Source organism: Bacillus sp. 16GRE42 (assembly GCF_019837435.1).
Taxonomy (GTDB): domain Bacteria; phylum Bacillota; class Bacilli; order Bacillales; family Bacillaceae_G; genus Bacillus_A; species Bacillus_A wiedmannii.
In genome coordinates this window covers 1089214-1114045 of the sequence record NZ_JADAXF010000001.1, presented here as the reverse complement: position 1 = coordinate 1114045, position 24832 = coordinate 1089214, and the positions used below count along the sequence as shown (strand labels likewise).

Here is a 24832-nt window from a genome sequence, read left to right as displayed (position 1 = left end):
GTGATATTTTACGAATTTATTTTCTTAGTTCGAAAGGATTGACATTAAAAATAATTTTATGATAAAATAAAAATTTTGCTAAAAAATTGATTGTGTGTTAAGATTGAGAAGGTTACCATATATGGAGGTGGATTATTTGTTTCAAATTGGCGATAACATTGTTTATCCAATGCAGGGAGCAGGTATAATTAAAGCCATAGAAGAGAAGGAAATCACAGGAGAAAAACAACAATATTATGTTATAAAAATGTCGGGTAGTAATATGGAAGTAATGATTCCGGCAGGGAGAATATTGAGCTCAAATATACGACCAGTCACGGATATAACGGCAATAGCACACATATTGGATATTTTTCAACATGGAGAATCTGATAGATTACTTACGTGGAAACAAAGGTATAAATTGAACACTGATAAAATAAAGACGGGTAAAATACAAGAAGGTGCTGAAGTTGTACGTGATTTATTACGTATGCAGAAAGAAAAAGCACTTAATGCAAGCGAAAAGAAAATGTTAGATAACGCACACGAATTTTTGATTAGTGAACTGGGATTAATTGAAGGTATCACGGAAAGTCAAATAAAAAGCTTTTGTTAAGATTCATTACAAATAATGTATTAGATCCCAAAAAAGGTTTTGAATTTTTTGGGAACATAATTATAGAGAATTAATCATTTCAAAGACATTCAATTCTTTCAAACCACTTTTAGAGCATTAACCTCTTTTGTTATTACTACAATCAAATCCATTTTTATTTTTTAAATTCTTTACGAATATTCGAAGTTTAATTAAACACTTCGATAGAATAGTTACTTGATTTTTGCAATCCTGATTCACACTGGCACGGACGAGGAGCCGTAAGGATGAAAGAGAGGTAGGGCTTTCATTGTTTTAGGTTTATAAGTTATTATTTTTAGAAGAATACTGAACCACTCTCACTTCTACTGCTAAGGAATTTTTTATATGTGAAGAGATAATAATTGTTTATATTCTTTATATTAAAGAGATAAATGAATTGTTAGCCATATACGGTCAACTAAAAAGGAGTGTCATATAGTCGAATTATCGACTATATGACAGCTCCTTTTTTCATGGGGATTAGGAACGGATAAATAGAAAAAATATTTTCAACTATGTAGGAGTCTTTTATTCGTTCCTAAAATTTTTGTTTGTATAATAAAAAACAAATGAATGATTGAAACCTCGTAACTGTAAGTTTGAATATAGTACAGTGGAAATCGTTTTTTTTAGTAAATAGTTTGAAAAACAATTACCAATATATTCTATAGTAATAAAACTAGAAGAAAAGAAAACATCCACTTAACAAGTATTTTTCTCATCCACTTACTGAATATAAAAATAGACAGTAAGAGTCTTGAATACCAGAACCCTTAAAGTTAAAAAACAGTTAGTTTTATTATGCGAATATTTCTACATAAGAGCGTATAAATTGACGTTACTATCTAAAAGTAAGTATGATGCGATTATAGTAAGAATTTTTTAGGGGGAAGAAAAATGACAAGTTCAAATAATAAAGCAGCAAGTATTTATGAAGGAACAAATATAAACGCTTGGGGATCTTTTGAAAATATTGAAGAAACGAAGTTATTTGACCCGATTCAAATTGGATCTTGGTCTCTTCGTAATCGCATAGCAATGGCACCGATGACGAGATGTTTCGCGAATCATGAAACGGGAGTCGTTGGTACTGATGTAGTCGAGTACTATAGAAAGCGTGCAGCTGATGAAGTTGGATTAATTATTACAGAGGGAATCGTCATTAGCCCAAGAGCAAAAGGGAATCCGGGAGTGCCAGGAATTTATACGCAAGAACAAATCGATTCGTGGAAGCCTGTTACAGAGGCAGTACATAAAGAAGGCGGAACGATTATTGCTCAAATATGGCATGTTGGACGTATGAGTCATCACGAAATAATTGGTGGGCAAATGCCACAAGCACCGTCTGCTATCGCTGCAGAGGGAAATGTTCCACGTTTTCGTAAACCGTTTGATACGCCAGAAGCAATGACGTTAGAAGAAATACAAGAAGTGATCGGTCAATACGCACAAGCCGCGAAAAACGCGATCGAAGCTGGATTTGATGGAGTAGAAATACACGGTGCACACGGATATTTAATCGATCAATTTACTTATGAGTTTGCGAATAAGCGTACTGATAAATACGGCGGAGACTTAAAGGAAAGGTTAACGTTTATGAAAGAAGTAACGGAGGCTGTAATAGAAGCTGTTGGAGCTAATAAAACACTTCTTCGCTTCTCTGCTTTCAAAGGTGATAATCCTACTTATATGTGGGAAAACCCTGAGCTTGCAATTGAAACGTTTGTAACTATGTTCAAAGAAGTTGGATTAACGATGATTCACCCTTCAACGATGAATTATACGGCAGTTATTGCTGACGGAAAAAACTTTCATCAATTAGTAAGAAAATATTGGGATGGTACGATCGTAGGAGTAGGGAATTTAAATCCGAAAGAGGCTGAAGAAGCGTTGCAAGAAGGAACAATTGATGTAGTGGCATTCGGAAGACCTTTAATAGCTAATCCAGATTTTGTTCATCGAATTAAAAATGCTGAAAGTTTAGTTGAATATGATGCGAAAGAGCATCTTGCTACTTTAATTTGAATAAAGATAAAAGGAGAACACATCAGGTGTTCTCCTTTTATTATGGATTTTCATAGGAGGAAGCGGGATGAGTGAAACGCTACTCGTTATTATTAGTGTATTGCTCTTATTGATGTTACTATTAATCATTTTTTTTATTATTACATTTTTTATTAAAAAACGGACGCATCATTCTATATTAAAGTTACATCCATACTTAGGAAGGATGCGTTATTTACTTGAAAAGATAGGGCCGGAATTTAGGCAATATTGGTTTGATCATGATACGGATGGAAAGCCCTTTTCACGTTATGATTTTCAAAGTGTAATGTTTCTAGCAAAATACCGTTCAGAAATACTCGGTTTTGGATCAAAACGAGATTTTGATGCATCTGGATATTATATCGCTAATACATTATTTCCGAAATTAACAGATGAATTAAGTATGAATGTAACGAAAGAACGTGAAGGGAAAAAGTATGTGATTCATAAAGAAGGGTTATTTTCACGAAGAGAAAAATTGACAGCGGATACAACGAATCTTTGGTTATACGAAGAAGACGATGCAATTATCGTCGGTGACAACCGCAAATATCCGTGGAAACTGTATGGCATGTTTGGCGCATCAGCAACTTCTTACGGTGCGATTGGCGAAAATTATATTTTAGCGAGCGGGTTTGGTGCGAAGATGGCTGGCGGATCGTGGATTAATACTGGCGAAGGTGGCGTTATTCCAGAACATTTACATACAGGTGCAAATATCGTTGCGCAAATTGGTCCAGGATTATTTGGATATCGTGACGAGGATGGTAATTTTTCAATGGAGAAATTTATGGAGAAAGCAAAAGAAAGCAATATTAAAGCATTCGAATTGAAATTTGGGCAAGGTGCGAAAATACGTGGTGGTCATCTAGAGGGACAAAAAGTAAATGAGAAAATTGCTTCTGTTCGGAATGTGCGAGAAGGAGAAACGATTAATTCACCGAATCGATTTCCATTTTTAAAGAATGCAGTAGATACACTTTATTTTATTCAACGTTTGCAAGAAAACGGCGGTAAACCAGTTGGGATGAAGATTGTAATTGGACAGCAAGAGCCGTTGGAAGATTTATTCAAATCGATGAAAGAGTTAAACATCTATCCAGATTTCATTACAGTTGATGGTTCAGAAGGTGGATCAGGTGCAACGTATAAATCGATGGCAGATAGTATGGGGATGCCGCTTATTCCAGCGTTACTGACATGTATTGATACAGCGAATCATTATGATGTTCGGGACAAATTCAAAGTTTTTGCCTCGGGGAAATTAATTACACCAGATAAAGTGGCAATTGCTTTAGCTATTGGCGCAGATGCTGTAAATTCAGCCCGCGGTTTTATGATGGCAAGTGGCTGCATAATGGCGCTTCAATGTAATTCTGGGCAATGTCCGTCTGGTGTGGCGACGACGAATCCTCATTATCAAAAAGCGTTAGATCCGTATGAGAAGAAGTGGCGGGTCATGAACTATATAATAAGTATGAGATATAGTTTGTTTTCACTTGCGGCAGCAGCGGGAGTAAAGAGTCCGCGTCATTTAACGAGAGAGCATATTGTGTTTAAAGATGAGATGGGAAGAGTAGTTCCTCTTTCGGAATTGTTTCCTATAGTAAATCAAACCTAAAAGTATATTTAATATGTAAGATTTTTCAGAGGAATAATCATATCGTTTGGAAAAATTAGGAGTATAATAGGGGAGTATTTTTAAAAATGACTATTTTTAGGGAGAGATTCACTTGCAGCAAGGTTCATACAGTATTACAATTTTTTTACTCGTCATAGGGCTCGTTATATTTAGGCGCATGCGTTCTATGAATCGCCCAATTAAAAATAAAGGAAGACGACTACTATTGCCATTATTCTTTTTATTACCAGGTTTTTCTTTATATGCTACACCGATACAACTTGCTGTTTGGCAAATTGGTATAGCTGCTGGAATTGGACTGTTATTATCAATTCCACTTATTATTTTAAGTGAATATGAAATCAGAGAAGATGGTCATATTTATGCAAAAAAAAGTATCGCTTTTATTGCTACATTTTTAGTTATCGTTCTTTTACGTGCTTATTTTAGAAGACATTTGCAAGGTTTAGATCCAAAGTCAATCGGCATTCTTTTTTACACTCTTGCAGTTTGTTATATAGTACCTTGGCGCATTGGTTGCTATATGAAATTTCGTAAAGTATATGTAGAGAAAGAGAAAATTGCAATGCCAATAAGTTAAAAGTCATACATTCGTATGGCTTTTTTCTTTTAAAATTTGTCTGATAAGTGAATGAGAATAAGGTGTGAAAAAAACGGTATTTTATTTTTTGAATATTTTTACTTTAATTTATTTTGAAAGCCGGGTAATCCACTGGGATAAAGGCGTTTATAAAGGTTTTCACATGTAGTGAAAAGGGCTTGTTCACTTGAAAGAACAAAAAATGTTTGTTAAGGTAGGGAACCATAAGCGAAAACAAGAAAATAGAAAAAGTCATTTTTCGAAATTTTGAATGGCTTATGTAACTAAGGGAGAGATTTGGTGAAGATTGAGATTATGGTTTCGCTTGCTATTTATATGGCAGGTATGTTGTATATCGGTTATTGGTCTTATAAGAAGACGTCCGATTTATCAGATTATATGTTAGGCGGAAGGGGACTCGGTCCAGCAGTTACAGCTTTATCAGCTGGTGCTTCTGACATGAGTGGCTGGATGCTAATGGGATTACCTGGTGCGATGTATGCAACAGGATTATCAAGTGTATGGATTGCGATAGGTTTATTAATAGGTGCTTATGCAAACTATTTAATTCTTGCCCCGCGTTTGCGAACGTATACAGAAGTGGCAAATGATTCAATTACGATTCCGGATTTTTTAGAAAATCGGTTTAAAGATCGTACGAAAATACTTCGTTTTGTCTCCGCTATCGTCATTTTAATATTTTTCACATTTTATGCGTCGGCTGGTTTAGTTTCAGGTGGACGTTTGTTTGAAAATTCTTTCAACCTTGATTATAAAATTGGTTTATTTGTAACTGTCGGTGTCGTTGTTGCTTATACACTATTCGGTGGCTTTTTAGCAGTAAGTTGGACCGACTTTGTGCAAGGTTGTATTATGTTTATTGCTCTTGTATTAGTGCCAATTGTAGCTTTTACAGATGTCGGTGGTGTAACAGAAACATTCAATACGATTAACCAAGTTGATGCATCGCATTTAGATATGTTTAAAGGTACTACAATTCTTGGTATTATTTCATTTTTAGCATGGGGTCTTGGGTATTTTGGTCAACCGCATATTATTGTTCGCTTTATGGCAATTACCTCTGTTAAAGATTTAAAAACTTCTCGTAGAATCGGTATCGGTTGGATGACGATTTCAATTATAGGTGCAATGCTTACTGGTCTAATTGGTATTGCTTATTATGCTAAAAATAATGCGACGTTACAAGACCCAGAAATGGTCTTTGTAACATTCTCAAACATTTTATTCCATCCGTACATTACTGGGTTTTTATTATCAGCTATTTTGGCTTCGATTATGAGTAGTATTTCCTCGCAATTACTCGTTATTTCAAGTGCTGTAACGGAAGATTTCTATAAAACATTCTTCCGTCGTAACGCAAGTGACAAAGAACTTGTATTTATCGGTAGACTGTCAGTGTTAGTAGTAGCTATGATTGCAGTTGTTTTAGCGTATCATCCAAGTGATACAATTTTAACACTTGTCGGTTATGCTTGGGCAGGCTTTGGTTCAGCATTCGGACCCGCTATTTTATTAAGTTTATATTGGAAGAGAACGAACAAATGGGGCGTTCTTGCCGGTATGATTGTAGGTGCAGCAGTTGTTATTACTTGGGTGCAAATTCCAAGTTTAAAAGCGACTATGTATGAAATGGTACCTGGATTCTTCTGTAGTTTATTAGCTGTAATTGTTGTAAGTTTATTAACGAAAGAACCAGTGAAAGCAATTCATCGTGAATTTAATGAGATGGAAGCAGTGCTGGAAGAAGAAACGAAATAATTAGCGAATAGAGTAAACGATAACTGACGTTTACTCTATTTTCATTTCAAATGAAAATAAGGAATTATTGACAATAAAAAATAAGTAACTTATAATAAATCTCGAATTCAAGATAATTTACATTTTAAGTAATGATTTCTTAATGATGTTAGATGGAAAAATTTTTTGGGTAATTATCTCGAATTCGAGATAATTTTAAAAAGATAGAGAATGATATGTAATTTCGTGTATTTTATCTCGAATTCAAGATAAAATCATAACGATGGATTTTACTTTGCAGTATGGACAAAATGAATAATGAATTTTAATGTATAAAAGTTTTTAAAATGAAATAAAAAGGGGCGGAGAAAATGGAAAAGAAAACAATGGGAATTCATCACATTACAGCAATCGTAGGACACCCACAAGAAAATGTAGACTTTTATGCTGGTATATTAGGGTTACGTTTAGTGAAACAAACAGTGAATTTTGATGATCCAGGCACGTACCATCTTTATTTTGGTAATGAAGGAGGAAAGCCTGGAACAATCATTACGTTTTTCCCATGGGCAGGTGCTCGTCAAGGTATTATTGGGGACGGTCAAGTTGGCATTACGTCTTATGTCGTACCAAAAGGTGCAATGGAGTTTTGGGAAAATAGATTAGAAAAATTCGATATTTCGTATACAAAAATGACTCGATTTGGAGAGCAGTATTTAGAATTTGATGATCCACATGGTTTGCATATAGAATTAGTAGAAAGAGAAGAAGGCGTATTAAATAATTGGACTTTTGGAGAAGTTACGCCAGAAGTAGCAATTAAAGGATTTGGCGGTGCTGTTCTTTTATCTGCACAACCTCAAAACACAGCTGAATTGTTAGAGCATGTTATGGGTCTTGAGAAAATGGGAGAAGAAGGTGAATTCGTTCGATTCCGTTCTTCTGCTGATATTGGGAATATTATCGACTTGAGGCTATCGACAATCGGGCGTGGCCAAATGGGTATTGGTACAGTCCATCATATTGCTTGGAGAGCGAGTGATGATGATGATCAACTAGACTGGAAAGAGCATGCGTCTCGTTTTGGATATCACGTAACTCCTGTACAAGATCGAAATTATTTTAACGCAATTTATTTTAGAGAACACGGCGAAATTTTATTTGAAATTGCAACAGACCCTCCTGGTTTCGCTCATGACGAATCGTTAGAGACGATGGGTGAGGAATTAAAGTTACCGGAGCAATATGAACCACATAGAAAACAAATTGAACAAACACTTTTACCATTTGAAGTGAGAAATTTAGACGAAAAGTGATTGAAAGGGGAAGAGGATTATGATGAAACATGTGTTTCAAAAAGGAAAAGATACGTCAAAACCAGTGTTGTTATTACTTCATGGTACAGGTGGTAATGAATTAGATTTATTACCACTTGCAGAAATAATTGATCCGGAAGCATCTGTATTAAGTGTTAGAGGAAATGTATTAGAAAATGGCATGCCACGTTTCTTCCGTAGATTGGCAGAAGGTATTTTTGATGAAGAGGACTTGATTTTCCGTACGAAGGAATTAAACGAGTTTTTAGATGAAGCTGCAAAAACATATGAATTTGATAGAAATAACATTGTAGCTATCGGTTATTCAAATGGAGCAAACATTGCTGCAAGCTTATTATTCCATTACGTTAATGCATTAAAAGGCGCTGTGCTCCATCACCCAATGGTGCCTAGAAGAGGAACACAATTGCCTAATTTAGCAGGGAAATCCGTATTTATTGCTGCTGGGACAAATGACCCAATTTGTTCATCAGCAGAGTCTGAGGAATTGAAGGTAATATTAGAAAATGCAAACGCTACTGTAACAATGCATTGGGAAAATAGAGGACATCAATTAACAATGGGCGAAGTAGAAAAAGCAAAAGAATGGTATGACAAAGCATTTTAAAAAAGAAGTATCTGCTAACAACTAGCAGATGCTTCTTTTATTATTTACGACTGGATTGCAAGGTGAGATGAAGAAAGCGGTAGTTGAATATCAACAATTGTACCTTTATTTAATTCGCTTGAAATGTGTAATTTACCATGATGTTCTTCAATTATTTTGTAACACATCATTAATCCTAGTCCAGTTCCCTTTTCTTTTAAACTATAAAATGGTTCGCCTAAACGAGAGATACGATCTTCTGGGATACCACAACCTTCATCGATAATACGTATTAAGATGAAGGTATCCTCAAATGGCTTTGTTTGGATGTAAATATTTCCGCCATTTGGCATTGCTTCTATCGCATTTTTTAATATATTTATAAAAACTTGTTTTAACTGGTTACCATCACATTGAATATCATGTTTGTAATCAAAATGATCCATAATGATGTGAACACTATGCATAATAGCAGTTGGTAAAATAAATGTAACTACCTCTTCAATTAAAGTTTGTATGTTACAAGTTTGGATAGATAATACTTGTGGTTTAGACATCGCCATAAATTGACTTGTGATAGATTCCATTTGTGAAATTTCACTTAACATAACATCGATATACCATTTCTGCTCTTCATTTATTTCAGGGAGTAGCAATGTTAGAAAACCTTTTAGAGAAGTGAGTGGATTTCGAATTTCATGGGCGATTCCAGCTGTCAGTTGTCCGACTACTGCGAGCTTTTCTGATTTTCGTAATAACTTTTCCGTTTCTTTTAGCTCGGTAACGTCTCTTCCCATGACGATAAGACCTTTTCGCGAGCCGTCAGGATGATAAAGTGGAACTTTCGATATACTTAAGATTAGGTCGAAATCATCTCTATGTATAATAAATTCCTCACCATGAAGAATTTGTCTTTGTTGCCATGCTAGTTCGTCGACTTCTTCACAATGTAAAAAAGCTTCTCGGTACGCTTCATTATATTGAATGAGTTCACTATCTTTTTTTCCGTGGTAAGGTACATGATGGAAATTAAAGCAAGAAAGTGCGTAGTCATTTGCCTCAAGCCAGCGCCCCTCATGATCCTTAAATATAACAAACGCAGGCATGGAGTTCACTAATGTACGTAACCTCTTCTCACTTTCTTTTAGCATATTCTCAATTCTTTCTGATTTCTCAAGAGGTTTCATAATGGCATATACGCCAGTTAGACGATTTTGGACAAAAATAGGAACTAGTTTTGTCACGACGTCTAATAAGAATCCATTTTTATGATAAATAGATAAAATATACTCTTGTTGATTATCTGCTCCAGTATTCTTTATATTTTGTAATACTTGCTCAGAAATATGAGCTTCTAAAATAGAGGTAATATTTTTCTGTTCTAATTCTAAAGAATTGTAACCTAATATTTTTTCGGCAGAAGGATTTATATGTAGAATAACTCCCTCTAAATTTAATGAAATAATACTATCAGGATTGTGTTTGAACAGAGATGCGTACATTTCTGTTAATGAACGATCTTGTATATGGTTTCGCAAACGTCTAGAAATGTTCGGATGACGTTTTCTTTGAGTTGATGAATATTTTTTACGACTCATAATAGTTCCTCCGTACAAATAGCATCTAAAAAGATTTGTCTATCCATAACTATAATATAGATGTAATGTGTATTTCTATAAAAAATGGAAGTTATATAATAAATTTTGTTTTCTTTATTTTGGAAAAGTGAGTGTAAGGTCGTAATAAGGGGAGCTTATATTGTTTTATAAATCTTTTGTAAGTTACAGGAGTAGGTTTTCTTTATAACATTAGGGTAGAAGAGAGGGAGAGAAAATGAGAAATTATATTCAAGGTATCGATCATGTGCAAGTAGCTGCGCCTGTAGGGTGTGAAGAAGCAGCACGAGAGTTTTACGGTAATAAAATTGGTATGGAGGAAATACCGAAGCCAGAGGAATTAAAGAAGCGTGGTGGGTGCTGGTTTAAGTGTGGAAATCAAGAGATTCATATCGGAGTTGAGCAAAACTTCAATCCAGCTAAAAAGGCGCATCCAGCTTTTTATGTTTTAAAAATTGATGAATTTAAACAAGAGTTAATAAAGCAAGGTATTGAAGTAATAGATGATCATGCACGGCCAGATGTAATTAGATTTTATGTGTCAGATCCGTTCGGAAATCGAATTGAATTTATGGAAAATAAAAACTAGGTGGAAATCCACCTAGTTTTTTAACTTTTTCTAAACAAACCTAATACTTCAACAGTTTCGGTAATGTTAACGAATGCATGAGGGTCAATTTCGGAAATTGTTAATTTCATACTTGCTAATTCTTCACGAGAAACGACTGTCATAAGTACACGTTTTTTTTCGCTGGAATAAGCACCTTCGCCATCAAGTAATGTAATTCCACGTACAACAGTTGAAAGAAGTTGTTTTTTCATTTTTTCTGCTTCATTTGTTACAATCATAAGTGTAACCTTTCGATGTTTCGTATGAATAGCATCGATCACTTTACCAGTTACATAAATTGAAAGTAAGCTTGTAAGAGCAACATCCCAAGTGAAGAAGAATCCTGCAATTATTACAACGACTGCATTTAAAATAATAAGGAATCCACCAAGTTTAATATCTCTTTTACGAGACAATAGCATACCGATAATATCAAATCCACCAGTTGAGCCATTACAGTTAAAAACAAGACCGATACCAGCCCCAGCAATGACACCACCAAAGATAGATGATAAAAGTGGATCTGTTGCTACGACTTTCACTGGAACATAGTATAATGCAACAGATAATACAATAACAGAGATAATCGTGTTAAAAATTACTTTTTTTCCAAGACCTATGTATCCTAGAATAAGGATAGGTAAGTTTAATACAAAGTTAATAATACCTGTGTTTACAGGCGTTACAATCCCTAAAATAATAGCAATTCCGCCAATTCCACTACTTAAAATTTTGTGGGGGATAAGGAAAAGATTAAATGCAATCGCAATAATAATAGAACCGATAATAACACCAAGAAATCTGACCATCTCTTTCCCGTCCTTCACTAAAAAATTCATATTATTTCAAGATTATATATGATATTGAAAGTTTTGGGTAAAAACAGTTTATTTCGGAAAATTAGATTAATCAAAAGAATTCGAGTATTTTATCATTTGGAAGGGGATACAGATATGAAGGTAAAAACGTATCAACAGAAAAGCCCGTTGAAGCAAGAATGTGAGGATTCTTATTTTTGTAATGAAGAAAAAAAGATGTATGGTGTATGTGATGGTGCAACACCGCTCGTCCCGTTTCGTGATGAAAAGGGACATAATGGAGCATACATCGCTTCGCATTTATTTGCAAGTTATTTTGCTTCATTACGTGAAAATCATAGTTTGCAAGTTGCTGTTGCAAAAGCAAATGAAGCATTGCAAAGGAAAATGTTAGAGTATGAAGTAGATACGAGAAAGAAAGAGCATTTGTGGTGTACATGTATTGCGGCAGTTCAAATAGATGGTGAGAAAATTGAATACGCACAGTTAGGGGACTGTATGATTGTCGCAATACTTCAAAATGGGACGATGCAAGTATTAGCGCAAGACACGGTTGAAGGAATTAGTAAACGAGCAAAAAAGAAGAGGGAAGAAGACCGTAATAAAGGGTTAACTGTACCAGAAGAACATGTTTTTCAAGATGTGCGAGAACAGTTAAAATATAATCGTTATCTTGCAAATATGCAGGGCGGGTACTCCGTTGCGAATGGAATGAAAGAAGCGATACATTATTTACAACATGGTGAACTACATATAGATGAAGTGAGCGGGATTTTTCTTTGTTCAGACGGATTATTCCACCCAGATTGGCCACTTGAACAAACTGTTGCATATATAAGAAAGAATAGTATAAATGAATATGTAGCAATTATTGAAGAGCTAGAAGAGGAAAAGAGAATAAGGCCAGACGATAAAACAATTATGATCATTGATTTTTAAGGGGAGGATGTTCGAATGGAAATTAAATGTGTTAATTTAACATTTCAAGATGAATTAGTTCCTTTAGAGAAAGTTAATAAACTGATTATCCACCATACATCCGAAGATGGATGGGATGTGTATAAAACACATGAATTTCATCAAAAAGTAAGAGGGTGGAGCGGGATCGGTTACAATTATTTTATTGAAGAAGATGGAACTGTAGTCGAAGGGCGAGGTTTACATATTGGAGCACATGCGAAAGATAATAATAGGGATACAATTGGAATATGTATGACGGGTAATTTTGACAAATATGATCCAACTACCGCACAAATAAATGCATTATATTTTTTATGTAAAATGTTTATGAAGCAGTTTGCTATAAAGAAAGAAAATATACTCGGTCATAGGGAGCTAGAAGGCGTTACAAAAAGTTGTCCTGGAAAGCGTTTTTCTATGGTAGAGTTAAGAAACGTACTATCTTAAATATAGAGGAGTCATAAATGATGATGAATATAAAAATACCAAATGATAAAAAAGAAGAGCTTGTGGCACAAATCCAGCAATTTTTCGTTGAAGAAGATTTAGATGAAATTGGACGTTTCCAAGCAGAGCGATTAATAGAAGAAATGATTAAATTAGTAGGACCATTTGCATACAATCAAGCAATTGGAGATGCTAGAAAGCTTGTAACAGAGAAACTATCTAATATTGAAGAAGATTTGTATGTGTTAGAGAAGAGTGAAGGGAAGTAAAAAGAGCCGTTTTGGCCGTATTCCATCAATTATAAAATAAGTATTATGCCACGGCTTTTTCCGATGTTCTGTTTGGAAAAGGCCGTGAAGTTGTTTTTTGGCATATAAAATAAAGTTTCTCTTTTTTTTGTCAAAAAGAACCCTAGAACTAAAAACGTTATTCTTTCTTAACAGGCTAGATGAGAAAGAATAACGTTTTTTTAGATTGAGATTAAAAATATATTATCTTAATTTTATCTTTTTTTAATAATTTATTTATGGGCAATTTATAGTTGCTATTTATAATTCCTATATATAACAGCTATGGATACTACGAAAAAGAACTTTGGAGGTGTAACCAATTAGCTGTAATCAAAATGTAAAACATGAATTGCTCACATAGAATCTTCTTTTGGAAGATAAGTGGTGTAATTCTTTGTTAAATGAAGGGATTGGGAAGCTATGAATAAAACGATTTTAAAAACATGTATCATATCAGCAGTTTTAGGTGGAAGCCTATTGAGTGAAAAAAATGGAGAGGTAAAAGCAGAAGAGGTTCCACCACAAACGAGTCATACTGATGTATTCAAAGATGTTCCAAAGGGGCACTGGGCATATGAGGCGATTCATCAATTAACAGGTGAGAAAATTATTTTTGGCTATGATGATGGAAGATTTGGTTTTGGAGATAACGTAACACGCGAACAAGTTGCAGCATTAATGTATCGTTATTTTAATATGGCAGAAAACAAAAATTATGAGAACCCATATGGGGACGTAAGCGAAGATTCGACAAGCTATATAAAGGAAATTTTATCTTTAACAGAAATGGGCGTTTTTACGGGTGACGAGCATGGGAACTTTAGACCGAAGGCATCCGTAACACGTGCAGAAATGGCACAAGTTCTTACAAATGCTTTTCATTTAAAGGCAAAGAGTGATCATACTTTTAATGATGTTTCAACGAACTCATGGGCAAGAAATGCAATTAGTGCTGTTCAAACAAATAATATTGCAAAAGGAGTAGGAGGAGGGAAATTTGCTCCAAGTATGGATGTGACGCGTGAACAGTACGCACAATTTTTATACAATGCAATACAAGAAACTAAACAAACTCAACAAACGAAAGGGCAACTACTAGCTAGCATACTTGGTGAAACAAATTGGAAAGGGACAAAAGTCTATGACAAAGATCATAATGATGTAACGAAAGAAAATCAAAATTTCATCGGGCTTGCAAAATATGATGCTAAAACTGCAAGGTATGAATTTTTTAATGCAAGTACAGGAGAAAGTCGTAATGATAGCGGTACCTTTTTTATAACGAATGATGGAAAGAAAAGAGTGTTAATTTCTGAAACGAAAAATTATCAGGCAGTTGTTGAATTAACGCAATTAGACAAGGAGAAATTTACATATAAAAGAATGGGGAAAGATGCAAAAGGGAACGATGTAGAAGTATTTGTTGAACATGTTCCTTACCATGAAAAAGAACTTTCTTTCACGCAACCTGATAAAAATTTAGAAAGCTCGACAGGGAAAATAGTTACAGACGTTGATGGAGATGAAATTTTATCTAGTACACTATGGAACGGAACGGTGGTATTAGACGAACAGGGTAATAATGTAACAAAATACAACTCAAACTTAATCAGTCTAGCAAAATATGATAAAAATACAAATAAATATGAGTTTTTTAATGTGAACACAGGGGTAAGTCGTGGGGATTATGGTTTCTTCGATGTTGTACATGGTAATAAAATAAGAGCTCACGCTTCGTTAGGAAATAATAAATATGGTGCGGTCCTTGAACTTACAGAGTTAAATAAAGAGAAATTTACGTATACAAGAATCGGGAAAGATGCGAATGGAAAAGATATAAAAATCTTTGTTGAGCACGAACCGTATACAGGCGACCTAAAACCAAATTTCACAAAGTGATCTTTTACTCTAGCAAAGGTATTATGTTGGGGAATGTTGGTAAGGAGAAGCCTCAGTGATTAGGAAGTTATATAGTAGAAGAAAAATAGCTGTTTATAGACAAATAGATGCCTGAAGGCATCTATTTGTCGTTTTAAAATGATTTTACAGGTAAATATAAAATACAAATTCTTTTTTCTCGGATCTAGTAACTCCCTACTTGCACCACCATACATCTTTGTTCTTTTTTATTTATTCTCTTTATGTTCTTTATATTCATGTACTTTCTCTTTTACATTACCAACCGTATCTTTAGCAGTGCCTTTCACTTTATCCCATTTTCCTTCAGCTTGTAATTTCTTATTGTCAGTTACTTTCCCGACAACTTCTTTTACTTCACCTTTTACTTTATCAATGGCACCTTCTACTTTTTCCTTTAAACCATGATCATTCTTAGTCATACATTTCTCCTCCTTGTAGTTTGATTAGAATTCTCTTTTCATATTGCAAGTTGAATGATGTATCTAGTAATAGCGTAACAAATATAGTTTGAATATTCAAATGATTAATAGGATAGAAAAGAAAGTGTCATAAAATGTATAAAATTGTAATGAGAAGAGAAAGAATGTAAATTACATGTCTTTTGCAGTCCATATTGATTTCGTATAAGCAATTTTCATATGGGCACGTTCCATATTATTTTGACTGCTGCTACCGAACCTTGTTTGTCCAACTATTAAGTTACAGTTGGATTCAATAGCCGTCTCTATTCGTTTTTGAATTAATGCAGTATGACAGCCTTTACGCTGAAATTCTGGCAAAGTAGCAGAAGCAGCTAATGATGCAATCCCATTATTTATATACAGGACACCAATACCCGCAGGAGTGTTTTGAACTTCGGCTATGAAAAAATGCCAGCCAGGTTTATTGTAGAGAATTTCGTTATTTTGATGGACGCCATCTTTTGTAAAGGATGGCATGTTAAATCCGCGTACGTATATGTCTGCAAAAATATGAAATTCATTTTCTTTTAGTTCGCGTACTGAAATGTTAGAAGGAAGAAGGGAAGGGTCTTCTCTCGGTATACTATATAAAGCGGTATGGAAGCTGGATTGGTAAAATCCTCTTTGAGATAAGTATTGAAATAATTTGGCTGTACCTTGAGCGGGTGTAATTTCAAAACGACAAGGGATTTGTAGCGATTGATAATAAGAGACGATTTCATCTATCTCATCTGTATTTGTAAATGTAATCCCTTTTACCGTATTAAAAGCAGGACCAGCAATTATTTTTGATGAAAAGGCAGTGGCACTCCCGAACTTTTTCATTTGTACTTGCATTGGATTTCCGTTTATTGCTTGTAGTGCCTTTAATCTAGAAGAAAGCATATGTATTTCTGCGCTTTCAATTTCTTGTGCTGTATTGAGCGTCATAATAGTACTCATAAAATTCCTCCGTTAATAAATATATTTCATAGTACATATACGATGTATGTTATGAGATTCCTGTTGAAATGTAAGAGAATAAGAGGTTTTTTGGAAGGAAAATGGAAGTGAACTGTCGAAGGGAGTGGAAACAGATTAAAGGTGGTGCTCTCATGAAACAGAAAGGCGTGCAGACATGCTCTAATTGTGGTTCTCAAAATATAGGAGAAGGTGAGTTTGTCGGATATGCACAAATACGGAAAAAGGAGACGATGTTTACATCTTCACCAGTAGATGCTTATATTTGTACAGATTGCGGGAATATCCTTTTATTAAAAGTACGAAATTATGAAAAGTTTAAGCAGAAGCCGTTATGATTATTGAGAAGTGTTTTTATTAGGGAAATTAATAGGAGTAATATTTTACATATATGTGAGTATGCCTTATATAAAGAGATGACAACATATATTGTGTGGGATGCTTATTAATCGTTGCACAACGTACAAAAATGTATAGAAGAAATTGTGAATCAATATTAGTCCTCTTGAAATATTTTATATCGAAAACTCCTTTAAATGAACAAGGGAGTTTTTTGATTTTGTATAACAATAATTACCTTTAATTGTTATAATTTGTTATTGAGATGGATTATATAATTAACGCCCCATAATCATGGGGGAAAATAGCTAAATCGTATACAAAACCGCTAAATAACACAATCGCAACCGTAAGTTGACAAAGTGCAACCGCAGGAAGATAGAGATAAGGGCAATGTTTACATACAATTTAGGTAAGAAAACAAAGGGGGACACACATATGGGATTTGGTGAAAAGCTTTTTAAATTAAGAAAGGAAAAGGGTCTTTCTCAAGAAGCGTTAGCTGAAAAATTAAACACAACAAGGCAAGCAGTTAGTAAGTGGGAAAACGGTCAAGGATTTCCTGAAACTGAAAAGTTAATAATGATTGGAAATGTATTTGAAGTATCACTCGACTATTTATTAAAAGAAACTGCTGAGCAAAGTAATGAAAATGTGGAGGGCTATTACGTAAGTCAGGAAATGGCAGAAGGGTATATAGTGTATGGGCAAAAAATTTCTAAATATATTGCGCTAGGATTTAGTTTGCTCATTTTATCTACAATACCGTATTTATTATTTAAAGAAAATGCAACAATTTCGACATTCCTTGTTATTATCATTGCTGTCCTTGGAATTGGAGCAATGATGGTACCTGTAACGATAGAAGAGAGTAGATACAATGTATTGAAAAAAGAAGAACTACTATTTGATCAAAACTTTCTAAAAGAATTGACAAAAAGATATGAAGTAATTAAGAAAAAGTATGCTGCAGTAATGATCGTTGGATTTTGTTTTATAGCAGCAGGAGCGATACCATTTTTATTTGAGAAAAAGCATATCACTTCAGGAGAATTAGTGCAGTATTATCCGTACTGTGTTGTACTTATTGCGATTGGAGTCTATCTTTTTGTTCGTGTTGTAGGAGTGTGGGAGATGTATCGGATTTTAGTAGAGAATAAAGAATATAGCAATCGTATTATTTTTAAACTAAAAAAGAAAGTGAGAGATAAAGTGGATAATTTTTAATAGGAGAAAATCTATTTTATTAAAAGCTAAGATAGGAGTGAAATGATGTCAAACATTCTAGAAATTAAAAATTTAAGTAAATCATTTGGAAGCAACGTTGTTTTAAAAGATGTTACATTCAATGTGCCATCAGGGGCAATTATTGGATTCATTGGTGACAATGGGGCAGGTAAATCAACAACATTTAAAACAGTACTAGAATTAATTTCTAAAGATAGCGGTACAGTAAAAATATTTGGTGAAGAGAATATAAATAAAGATGCCAAGAATAAGGGGAAGATTGGAGTCGTATTTGATGCTATGAATCTACCGGCTCATCTTACGATAAAGCAATTAAACAAAGTTTTTAAAAAGATGTTTGAATCTTGGGATCAAGATAATTTTTATCGATTAGTTAATACTTTTTCTTTACCTACTAATGAGAAAGTAGGTAAATTCTCGCGTGGAATGTCAATGAAACTAACTATAGCTGTTGCATTGTCGCATAATGCAAAATTATTAATTCTAGATGAAGCGACAGGAGGTCTTGATCCTTCATCTAGGGAGGAGGTGTTAGAGGAATTAAAAAGTTTTGTGAATAAAAGTAATGGTGGTATATTACTTTCTTCACATATTATGAGTGATGTAGAAAAAATAGCTAGTCACCTTATTGTGATAAAAGATGGAGAAATTTTATTGAATGAAGAAAAGGATAAGGTTTTGGACAATTATGCCATTGTAGATGTTGATGAGGAACAACTAACTTTAATCAACAAAGATATAGTTGTGGTGAAAAGGAATAATGGTTCTTATTTCAATGTACTTGTATCAGATGTGCATAAACTACCAAATGGGATTGCTCATAGAACCATTTCGATAGAAGAAATAAGTATTTTATTAACGAGGAGTGAAAAATAAATGAAAGGTTTATTATTGACAAACTATTATCTAGTGTATCGAACTTTCTTTACGTTCATGGGAATAGCGATATTAGGAGCGGGATTGTTTTTTTATTTTGGTAATGCTTCAATGTACCGTTTAATTGCTACATTCATTATCTTATTTGCTGCGATTCCTGCACTTGAAGTTATTAAATATGAGAGTAAGTCGGGGTATGAAAAATATGTACTTACTTTACCGGTTACTAGAAATGACATTGTGCAAAGTCACTACCTTTTCTATTTTTTAGTTGTAATTATTGGTACTTTATTATCGTATGGCATATTTTATGTACATGGTTTAGTTTCAGATACACCAATTGATGATGGTATATTTAAGAGTGTTTCTTTAGGGACGTTCATCATTCTTAATGCCGGAGCAATAGCTTATCCGCTTCTCTATGTTTTTGGAGCAGAAAAATCTGATGCTATTACAATTGGAGGCGCATGTGGGGGACTTGTTACTTATTTTGGATTACAAAGTGTAATTGGATATCTAATAGAACAATTTCCAATATCAAATTTAAATTCATCTGTATACGTTTCAATTCTATATACAACATTTGGCGTTATCATATATATCTTTTCTTATTTCATTTCGATATTTATATATCGTAAGAAAGAATTTTAATATATTTTCTCTTAGTATTTTCTGAATTATTTCCAAAGAAATAATTCAGAAAATACAGAAAAATGTCGTAATTATTCGTAAAAGTCTGTTATAATAAACGAAAAATGAAAACGCTTTAAAGGGGGATGTAACCAATATGATGATGAATGTACCGCTAACAATTAGTTCTATGATGGAAAGAGCAGAGAAACTGTTTTCGAAGAAAGAAATTGTTTCACGGACACATGATACAGTTACGACGTTAACGTATAAGCAGTTAGGTGAAAGGACGAGAAGACTTTCAAGTGCGTTAAAAAAATTAGGAATTAAAGAAGGCGAGCGTATAGGAACGTTAGCGTGGAATCATCATCGACATGTGGAAGCATATTTTGCTATTCCTGGTATTGCTTCCGTTTTACACACAATTAATATTCGTTTATCTCCTCAACATATTTCATACATTATTCAGCACGCAGAAGATCGAATTCTACTTATAGATGAAGATCTCGTACCACTCGTTGAAAATATTCAATCACAATTATCAACTGTACAAGCCTACATTATTATGACTGATAAAGATGAACTTCCCAATACTACGCTAGAACCTGTATATCATTATGAAAAACTATTAGAAGAAGGCGATCCGAATTTCCAATTTGTAAAAGATATTGATGAAAATACACCTGCTGGTATGTGTTATACGTCAGCGACTACAGGAAATCCAAAAGGTGTTGTATATACGCATCGTAGTACTGTACTGCATTGTATGGCACTCGGTTTAGCGGATACAGCTGCTTTATCGGAAAGTGATGCGGCGATGGCAATTGTACCGATGTTCCATGTGAACGCTTGGGGGCTTCCTTTTGCAGCTACTTGGTTTGGAACTAAACAAGTTCTGCCCGGACCAATGTTTACTCCAAAAATTTTATTAGAGATGATTCAAGCTGAAAAAGTAACGATAGCAGCAGGTGTGCCGACAATTTGGCTCGGCGTATTACAAGAATTAGAAAATAATAGTTACGATTTATCTAGTATAACGAGAATATTATGCGGTGGTGCTGCTGCACCGAAAAGCGTTATTAAAGCATTTGAACAAAAATATAATGTTCCTTTCGTACATGCATATGGTATGACTGAAACAAGCCCACTCGTAACACTTGCACGTTTAAAAAGTTATGAAACAGAATTATCATATGAAGAGCAATTAGAAATCCGCTCAAAACAAGGATATCTTGTCCCTGGTGTAGAGATGAAAGTAGTCGGTACAAACGGTGAAGTGAAGTGGGATGGTACTGAGATGGGAGAGTTATGTTTACGAGCACCTTGGATCGCTGAAAGTTATTATAACGATGAACGTACTGTCGAAGGTTTTCGTGATGGTTGGTTATATACAGGAGATGTCGTTACGGTTGACGAGGAAGGCTGCGTGAAAATTGTTGACCGTACGAAAGATGTTATTAAAAGCGGAGGTGAGTGGATTTCTTCAGTTGACCTTGAAAATGCATTAATGGCACATGATGCTATATTTGAAGCAGCTGTCGTTGCCGTTCCTCATCCGCAGTGGCAAGAGCGACCAATTGCCTGCGTCGTTCAAAAGAAAAATAGTACAGTAACAAAAGAAGAAATATATGAGTTTTTAAAACCACAGTTTGCGAAGTGGTGGGTACCAGACGATATTGTATTTATGGAAGAAATACCGAAAACATCTGTTGGGAAGTTTTTAAAACAGGCGCTTCGGAAAGAACTTGAGCATTTGCATAAAGAGAAATAATTGAAAAAATATTTGTAAACCTATATTTAAAATAAGTTGACAAAGACTAAATAGAAAGATAATATAACTCCTATAATATGTTATCTAAAAATCATTTTAAGTTTACAAATAGGAGAAGCAAATATGAATACAAAAAACCTAGTTTTCGTCGCTTTATTTAGTTCTATTATGGGAGTGTTAGGGTTAATACCTCCAATTGCTCTTGCTATTACACCAGTTCCGATTACATTACAATCACTCGGTGTTATGCTTGCTGGTGGATTGTTAGGATCACGTCTTGGTGCGTTAAGTCAGCTTATTTTCTTACTTATAGTTGGAGTTGGAGCACCATTACTTGCTGGTGGACGCGGTGGTCCAGGCGTATTTGTTGGGCCAAGTGCAGGATATTTACTTGGTTATATCGTTGGAGCGTTTGTCATTGGTTATTTAATTGAGCGTTTACGTGAAGTCTCTATAATAAAGGTATTATGTATTAATATAATTGGTGGTATTTTCGTAGTTTATGTATTTGGTATCATTGTACAAGCTTTCTTTATGGATGTTTCTATATGGCAGACGATGAAAGTAAGTGCCGTATTTTTACCAGGTGATTGCATAAAAGCGATTATAGCAGCAATTCTTGTAACGAAATTACATCGTTCATTGAAACATATTATTACGCCTGCTCTCAAGAGTGGGAAATATACAAATGCGGGATAAGAAAGAGAAGAAACACGTTCATTGCGTGTTTCTTTTTATTATTTTGTAAAGAAAGGACGTCTCAAATGGGGATTACAAAAGAATATAAAAAGTATGCCTCTTTACAAACAAATAAAATAGCAATAAAGGAAAATGATCGAGTATTAACATTTAAAGAATGGTTTGAGTCAGTATGTAAAGTAGCAAACTGGTTGAATGAAAAAGAATCGCAGAATAAAACGATAGCAATTGTATTAGAAAATAGTATGGAGTTTTTACAACTATTTGCTGGTGCTGCTATGGCCGGATGGGTTTGTGTGCCGTTAGATATAAAGTGGAAAGAGTATGAGCTCAAAGAAAGAATTGCGATCAGTAACCCGGCTATAATTGTGACAGAGCGATATAAGGTAAATGATCTACCGGATGAAGAAGGAAGAGTAATTGAAATTGATGAGTGGAAAAGAATGATAGAGAACTATCTTCCTACATATAATCCTGTAGAAATTGTACAAAATGCTCCGTTTTATATGGGATTTACATCAGGATCGACTGGAAAGGCAAAAGCATTTTTACGTGCACAACAATCGTGGGTTCATAGTTTTGATTGCAATATACATGACTTCCATATGAAAAAAGAAGATTCTATTTTAATAGCTGGGACGCTCGTTCATTCTCTTTTTTTATACGGTGCAATAAGTGCATTATATGTAGGGCAAACGGTGCATATTATGAAAAAGTTTATTCCAGATCAAGTGCTGGATAAGTTAGAAACGGAACACGTTTCGGTCATGTATACAGTTCCGACAATGCTAGAATCTTTATATAAAGAAAATAGAGTAATAGAAAATGGAATGAAAATTATTTCGTCAGGAGCGAAATGGGAAGCTGAAGCGAAAGAAAAAATAAAGAGTATATTTCCTTATGCGCAAAAATATGAATTTTACGGTGCATCGGAACTAAGTTTTGTAACAGCACTAGTTGATGAAGAGAGTGATAGAAGGCCAAATTCAGTAGGAAAACCTTGTCACAATGTGCAAGTTCGAATATGTAACGAAGCAGGAGAAGAAGTACAGAAAGGCGAGATAGGAACTGTTTATGTGAAAAGTGATCAGTTTTTTATGGGCTACATATTGGATAAGGTTTTAGTTCCAGAGTTGACTGCGGATGGCTGGATGACAGTGCGAGATGTAGGTTATGAAGATGAAGAAGGCTTTATATATATAGTAGGTAGAGAGAAGAATATGATTTTATTTGGAGGAATTAATATTTTCCCAGAAGAAATAGAAAGTGTATTACATGAACATACAGCTGTGGATGAAATAGTTGTAGTTGGCGTGAAAGATAGTTATTGGGGTGAAAAACCTGTCGCTATCGTAAAAGGAAGTGCTACGAAGCAACAATTAAAAAGTTTTTGCTTACAACGATTATCCTCGTTTAAAATACCGAAAGAATGGCATTTTGTAGATGAAATACCGTATACAAATAGCGGGAAAATCGCTCGTATTGCAGCAAAAAATATGATTGAAAACCTGGAGAAAATATATGAATAGAGCGGTTATTGTAGAAGCAAAAAGGACACCTATTGGTAAGAAGAATGGGATGTTGAAAGATTATGAAGTTCAGCAATTAGTAACGCCGCTTCTTACGTTTTTAAGTAAAGGAATTGAGAGAGAAATAGACGATGTCATATTAGGGAATATTGTGGGGCCGGGAGGGAATGTTGCGAGATTATCTGCTTTAGAAGCAGGACTTGGCTATCATATTCCTGGTGTAACGATTGACCGGCAATGTGGTGCCGGATTGGAAGCGATTCGTACTGCATGTCATTTCATTCAAGGCGGCGCAGGTAATTGTTATATTGCAGGAGGAGTAGAGAGTACAAGTACATCACCTTTTCAAAATAGAGCGCGATTTTCACCAGAAACAATTGGTGATCCTAATATGGGAGTGGCGGCTGAATATGTTGCAGAGCGTTATAATATAACGCGAGAAATGCAAGACGAGTATGCTTGCCTTAGTTATAAACGGGCACTGCAAGCATTAGAGAATGGATATTTACAAGATGAGATACTTTCGTTTAATGGATCTTTTGACGAAGCTATAAAACGAGAAATGAATTATGAAAGAATGATTAAAAGAACAAAGCCCGCATTTTTACAAAATGGTACAGTAACGGCAGGTAATTCGTGCGGTGTAAATGATGGAGCATGTGCCGTTCTTGTAATGAAAGAGGGGCAAGCACGAAAATTAGGATACAAGCCTGTTCTTCGTTTCGTTCATAGTGCTGTAGTGGGAGTAAATCCAAATCTTCCGGGAACTGGTCCGATATTTGCGGTAAACAAATTATTAAACGAAATGAATGTAAAAGTAGAGGACATCGATTATTTTGAAATAAATGAAGCGTTCGCTTCAAAAGTTGTTGCTTGTGCAAAGACGTTACAAATTCCGTATGAAAAATTAAATGTCAATGGTGGAGCAATTGCGCTCGGTCATCCGTACGGTGCATCTGGTGCTATGCTCGTAACACGATTGTTTTATCAGGCACAAAGGGAGTATATGAAATATGGAATTGCGACGTTAGGAATTGGTGGTGGAATAGGGTTAGCGCTATTATTTGAAAAAGTAGAAGACTAGAAAAGA

At 34.6% G+C, this 24832-nt stretch carries 24 protein-coding genes; 20 read left to right on the top strand and 4 right to left on the bottom strand.

The features are described 5' to 3' along the window. Positions 1-136: 136 nt before the first annotated feature. The 7 genes from ILS93_RS05680 (at position 137) to ILS93_RS05650 (ending at position 8589) form a co-directional block, all read left to right on the top strand. Positions 137-598: a CarD family transcriptional regulator gene (locus tag ILS93_RS05680; protein WP_170771247.1), complete on the top strand. Its 462-nt coding sequence runs from the start codon at positions 137-139 to the stop codon at positions 596-598. Between the two features lie 918 nt (positions 599-1516). Then, positions 1517-2644, top strand: a complete 1128-nt coding sequence (locus ILS93_RS05675) for an alkene reductase (protein ID WP_088047022.1) — start codon at positions 1517-1519, stop codon at positions 2642-2644. A gap of 67 nt (positions 2645-2711) precedes the next feature. Then, on the top strand, positions 2712-4286 hold the full coding sequence (locus ILS93_RS05670; RefSeq protein ID WP_064477006.1) for an FMN-binding glutamate synthase family protein: 1575 nt from the start codon (positions 2712-2714) through the stop codon (positions 4284-4286). A 112-nt stretch (positions 4287-4398) separates the two neighbouring features. Next, a complete protein-coding gene (locus ILS93_RS05665; protein ID WP_222660148.1) occupies positions 4399-4887 on the top strand; it encodes a cytochrome c biogenesis protein CcdC in 489 nt (162 codons plus the stop codon). 300 nt (positions 4888-5187) lie between these two features. Continuing rightward, positions 5188-6666, top strand: coding sequence for a sodium/proline symporter PutP (gene putP / locus ILS93_RS05660; protein ID WP_222660146.1), 1479 nt, complete (start codon positions 5188-5190; stop codon positions 6664-6666). Between the two features lie 350 nt (positions 6667-7016). Continuing rightward, positions 7017-7961 (top strand): ring-cleaving dioxygenase, encoded by a 945-nt coding sequence (locus ILS93_RS05655; RefSeq protein ID WP_064477003.1) that lies wholly within the window; start codon positions 7017-7019, stop codon positions 7959-7961. A 19-nt stretch (positions 7962-7980) separates the two neighbouring features. Next, positions 7981-8589: an alpha/beta hydrolase gene (locus ILS93_RS05650; RefSeq protein WP_064477002.1), complete on the top strand. Its 609-nt coding sequence runs from the start codon at positions 7981-7983 to the stop codon at positions 8587-8589. Between the two features lie 44 nt (positions 8590-8633). Here ILS93_RS05650 and ILS93_RS05645 read toward each other — a convergent pair whose 3' ends face one another. Then, a complete protein-coding gene (locus tag ILS93_RS05645) occupies positions 8634-10166 on the bottom strand; it encodes a BA3702 family sensor histidine kinase (protein WP_064477001.1) in 1533 nt (510 codons plus the stop codon). Between the two features lie 235 nt (positions 10167-10401). Here ILS93_RS05645 and ILS93_RS05640 point away from each other — a divergent pair, with 235 nt between their 5' ends. Beyond that, positions 10402-10773: a VOC family protein gene (locus ILS93_RS05640; RefSeq protein ID WP_001246933.1), complete on the top strand. Its 372-nt coding sequence runs from the start codon at positions 10402-10404 to the stop codon at positions 10771-10773. Between the two features lie 20 nt (positions 10774-10793). Here the strand turns inward: ILS93_RS05640 and ILS93_RS05635 are convergent, their stop codons facing one another. Continuing rightward, entirely contained in the window at positions 10794-11633 is an 840-nt protein-coding gene (locus ILS93_RS05635; RefSeq protein WP_141669153.1) for a YitT family protein, read from the bottom strand. 114 nt (positions 11634-11747) lie between these two features. Here ILS93_RS05635 and ILS93_RS05630 point away from each other — a divergent pair, with 114 nt between their 5' ends. The 4 genes from ILS93_RS05630 (at position 11748) to ILS93_RS05615 (ending at position 15208) form a co-directional block, all read left to right on the top strand. Beyond that, entirely contained in the window at positions 11748-12551 is an 804-nt protein-coding gene (locus ILS93_RS05630) for a protein phosphatase 2C domain-containing protein (protein ID WP_222660144.1), read from the top strand. Positions 12552-12566: 15 nt separating this feature from the next. Then, positions 12567-13019, top strand: a complete 453-nt coding sequence (locus ILS93_RS05625; protein WP_064476998.1) for a peptidoglycan recognition protein family protein — start codon at positions 12567-12569, stop codon at positions 13017-13019. Between the two features lie 17 nt (positions 13020-13036). After that, a complete protein-coding gene (locus ILS93_RS05620) occupies positions 13037-13288 on the top strand; it encodes a DUF2164 domain-containing protein (RefSeq protein ID WP_001983516.1) in 252 nt (83 codons plus the stop codon). A gap of 441 nt (positions 13289-13729) precedes the next feature. Further along, the gene (locus tag ILS93_RS05615; RefSeq protein WP_222660142.1) at positions 13730-15208 is read left to right on the top strand and encodes a DUF4822 domain-containing protein; all 1479 of its coding nucleotides are present in this window, start codon (positions 13730-13732) and stop codon (positions 15206-15208) included. A gap of 227 nt (positions 15209-15435) precedes the next feature. Here the strand turns inward: ILS93_RS05615 and ILS93_RS05610 are convergent, their stop codons facing one another. Further along, a complete protein-coding gene (locus ILS93_RS05610; RefSeq protein ID WP_016077378.1) occupies positions 15436-15648 on the bottom strand; it encodes a CsbD family protein in 213 nt (70 codons plus the stop codon). 171 nt (positions 15649-15819) lie between these two features. Next, positions 15820-16632, bottom strand: a complete 813-nt coding sequence (locus ILS93_RS05605) for a GNAT family N-acetyltransferase (RefSeq protein ID WP_064476996.1) — start codon at positions 16630-16632, stop codon at positions 15820-15822. Between the two features lie 152 nt (positions 16633-16784). On the opposite strand from ILS93_RS05605, the gene ILS93_RS05600 reads away from it, so the two are divergent. The 8 genes from ILS93_RS05600 (at position 16785) to ILS93_RS05565 (ending at position 24826) form a co-directional block, all read left to right on the top strand. After that, on the top strand, positions 16785-16988 hold the full coding sequence (locus ILS93_RS05600) for a hypothetical protein (RefSeq protein ID WP_064476995.1): 204 nt from the start codon (positions 16785-16787) through the stop codon (positions 16986-16988). Between the two features lie 439 nt (positions 16989-17427). Then, on the top strand, positions 17428-18216 hold the full coding sequence (locus ILS93_RS05595) for a helix-turn-helix domain-containing protein (RefSeq protein WP_064476994.1): 789 nt from the start codon (positions 17428-17430) through the stop codon (positions 18214-18216). 45 nt (positions 18217-18261) lie between these two features. Further along, positions 18262-19113, top strand: coding sequence for an ABC transporter ATP-binding protein (locus ILS93_RS05590; protein ID WP_088047028.1), 852 nt, complete (start codon positions 18262-18264; stop codon positions 19111-19113). Next, a complete protein-coding gene (locus ILS93_RS05585; protein WP_222660139.1) occupies positions 19114-19764 on the top strand; it encodes an ABC-2 transporter permease in 651 nt (216 codons plus the stop codon). A 136-nt stretch (positions 19765-19900) separates the two neighbouring features. Further along, entirely contained in the window at positions 19901-21514 is a 1614-nt protein-coding gene (locus tag ILS93_RS05580; RefSeq protein ID WP_222660137.1) for a long-chain fatty acid--CoA ligase, read from the top strand. Between the two features lie 123 nt (positions 21515-21637). Beyond that, positions 21638-22213, top strand: a complete 576-nt coding sequence (locus ILS93_RS05575) for a biotin transporter BioY (RefSeq protein WP_001093321.1) — start codon at positions 21638-21640, stop codon at positions 22211-22213. Between the two features lie 65 nt (positions 22214-22278). Next, positions 22279-23742 (top strand): acyl-CoA synthetase, encoded by a 1464-nt coding sequence (locus tag ILS93_RS05570; RefSeq protein WP_222660135.1) that lies wholly within the window; start codon positions 22279-22281, stop codon positions 23740-23742. Further along, complete coding sequence (locus ILS93_RS05565) at positions 23735-24826, top strand: acetyl-CoA C-acyltransferase (RefSeq protein WP_064476989.1); 1092 nt, start codon at positions 23735-23737, stop codon at positions 24824-24826. The genes ILS93_RS05570 and ILS93_RS05565 overlap by 8 nt, the downstream gene beginning before the upstream one ends. Positions 24827-24832 lie beyond the last annotated feature (6 nt).

Bases quoted from the DNA above. Each gene is read 5' to 3' on its own strand.
- ILS93_RS05585 (WP_222660139.1), top strand. From the start codon at position 19,114: ATGAAAGGTTTATTATTGACAAACTATTATCTAGTGTATCGAACTTTC.
- ILS93_RS05590 (WP_088047028.1), top strand. From the start codon at position 18,262: ATGTCAAACATTCTAGAAATTAAAAATTTAAGTAAATCATTTGGAAGC.
- ILS93_RS05655 (WP_064477003.1), top strand. From the start codon at position 7,017: ATGGAAAAGAAAACAATGGGAATTCATCACATTACAGCAATCGTAGGA.
- ILS93_RS05600 (WP_064476995.1), top strand. From the start codon at position 16,785: ATGAAACAGAAAGGCGTGCAGACATGCTCTAATTGTGGTTCTCAAAAT.
- ILS93_RS05625 (WP_064476998.1), top strand. From the start codon at position 12,567: ATGGAAATTAAATGTGTTAATTTAACATTTCAAGATGAATTAGTTCCT.
- ILS93_RS05675 (WP_088047022.1), top strand. From the start codon at position 1,517: ATGACAAGTTCAAATAATAAAGCAGCAAGTATTTATGAAGGAACAAAT.
- ILS93_RS05610 (WP_016077378.1), bottom strand. From the start codon at position 15,648: ATGACTAAGAATGATCATGGTTTAAAGGAAAAAGTAGAAGGTGCCATT.
- ILS93_RS05615 (WP_222660142.1), top strand. From the start codon at position 13,730: ATGAATAAAACGATTTTAAAAACATGTATCATATCAGCAGTTTTAGGT.
- ILS93_RS05605 (WP_064476996.1), bottom strand. From the start codon at position 16,632: ATGAGTACTATTATGACGCTCAATACAGCACAAGAAATTGAAAGCGCA.
- ILS93_RS05645 (WP_064477001.1), bottom strand. From the start codon at position 10,166: ATGAGTCGTAAAAAATATTCATCAACTCAAAGAAAACGTCATCCGAAC.
- ILS93_RS05670 (WP_064477006.1), top strand. From the start codon at position 2,712: ATGAGTGAAACGCTACTCGTTATTATTAGTGTATTGCTCTTATTGATG.
- ILS93_RS05565 (WP_064476989.1), top strand. From the start codon at position 23,735: ATGAATAGAGCGGTTATTGTAGAAGCAAAAAGGACACCTATTGGTAAG.
- ILS93_RS05595 (WP_064476994.1), top strand. From the start codon at position 17,428: ATGGGATTTGGTGAAAAGCTTTTTAAATTAAGAAAGGAAAAGGGTCTT.
- ILS93_RS05635 (WP_141669153.1), bottom strand. From the start codon at position 11,633: ATGAATTTTTTAGTGAAGGACGGGAAAGAGATGGTCAGATTTCTTGGT.
- ILS93_RS05580 (WP_222660137.1), top strand. From the start codon at position 19,901: ATGATGATGAATGTACCGCTAACAATTAGTTCTATGATGGAAAGAGCA.
- ILS93_RS05630 (WP_222660144.1), top strand. From the start codon at position 11,748: ATGAAGGTAAAAACGTATCAACAGAAAAGCCCGTTGAAGCAAGAATGT.
- ILS93_RS05620 (WP_001983516.1), top strand. From the start codon at position 13,037: ATGATGATGAATATAAAAATACCAAATGATAAAAAAGAAGAGCTTGTG.
- ILS93_RS05575 (WP_001093321.1), top strand. From the start codon at position 21,638: ATGAATACAAAAAACCTAGTTTTCGTCGCTTTATTTAGTTCTATTATG.
- ILS93_RS05640 (WP_001246933.1), top strand. From the start codon at position 10,402: ATGAGAAATTATATTCAAGGTATCGATCATGTGCAAGTAGCTGCGCCT.
- ILS93_RS05650 (WP_064477002.1), top strand. From the start codon at position 7,981: ATGATGAAACATGTGTTTCAAAAAGGAAAAGATACGTCAAAACCAGTG.
- ILS93_RS05570 (WP_222660135.1), top strand. From the start codon at position 22,279: ATGGGGATTACAAAAGAATATAAAAAGTATGCCTCTTTACAAACAAAT.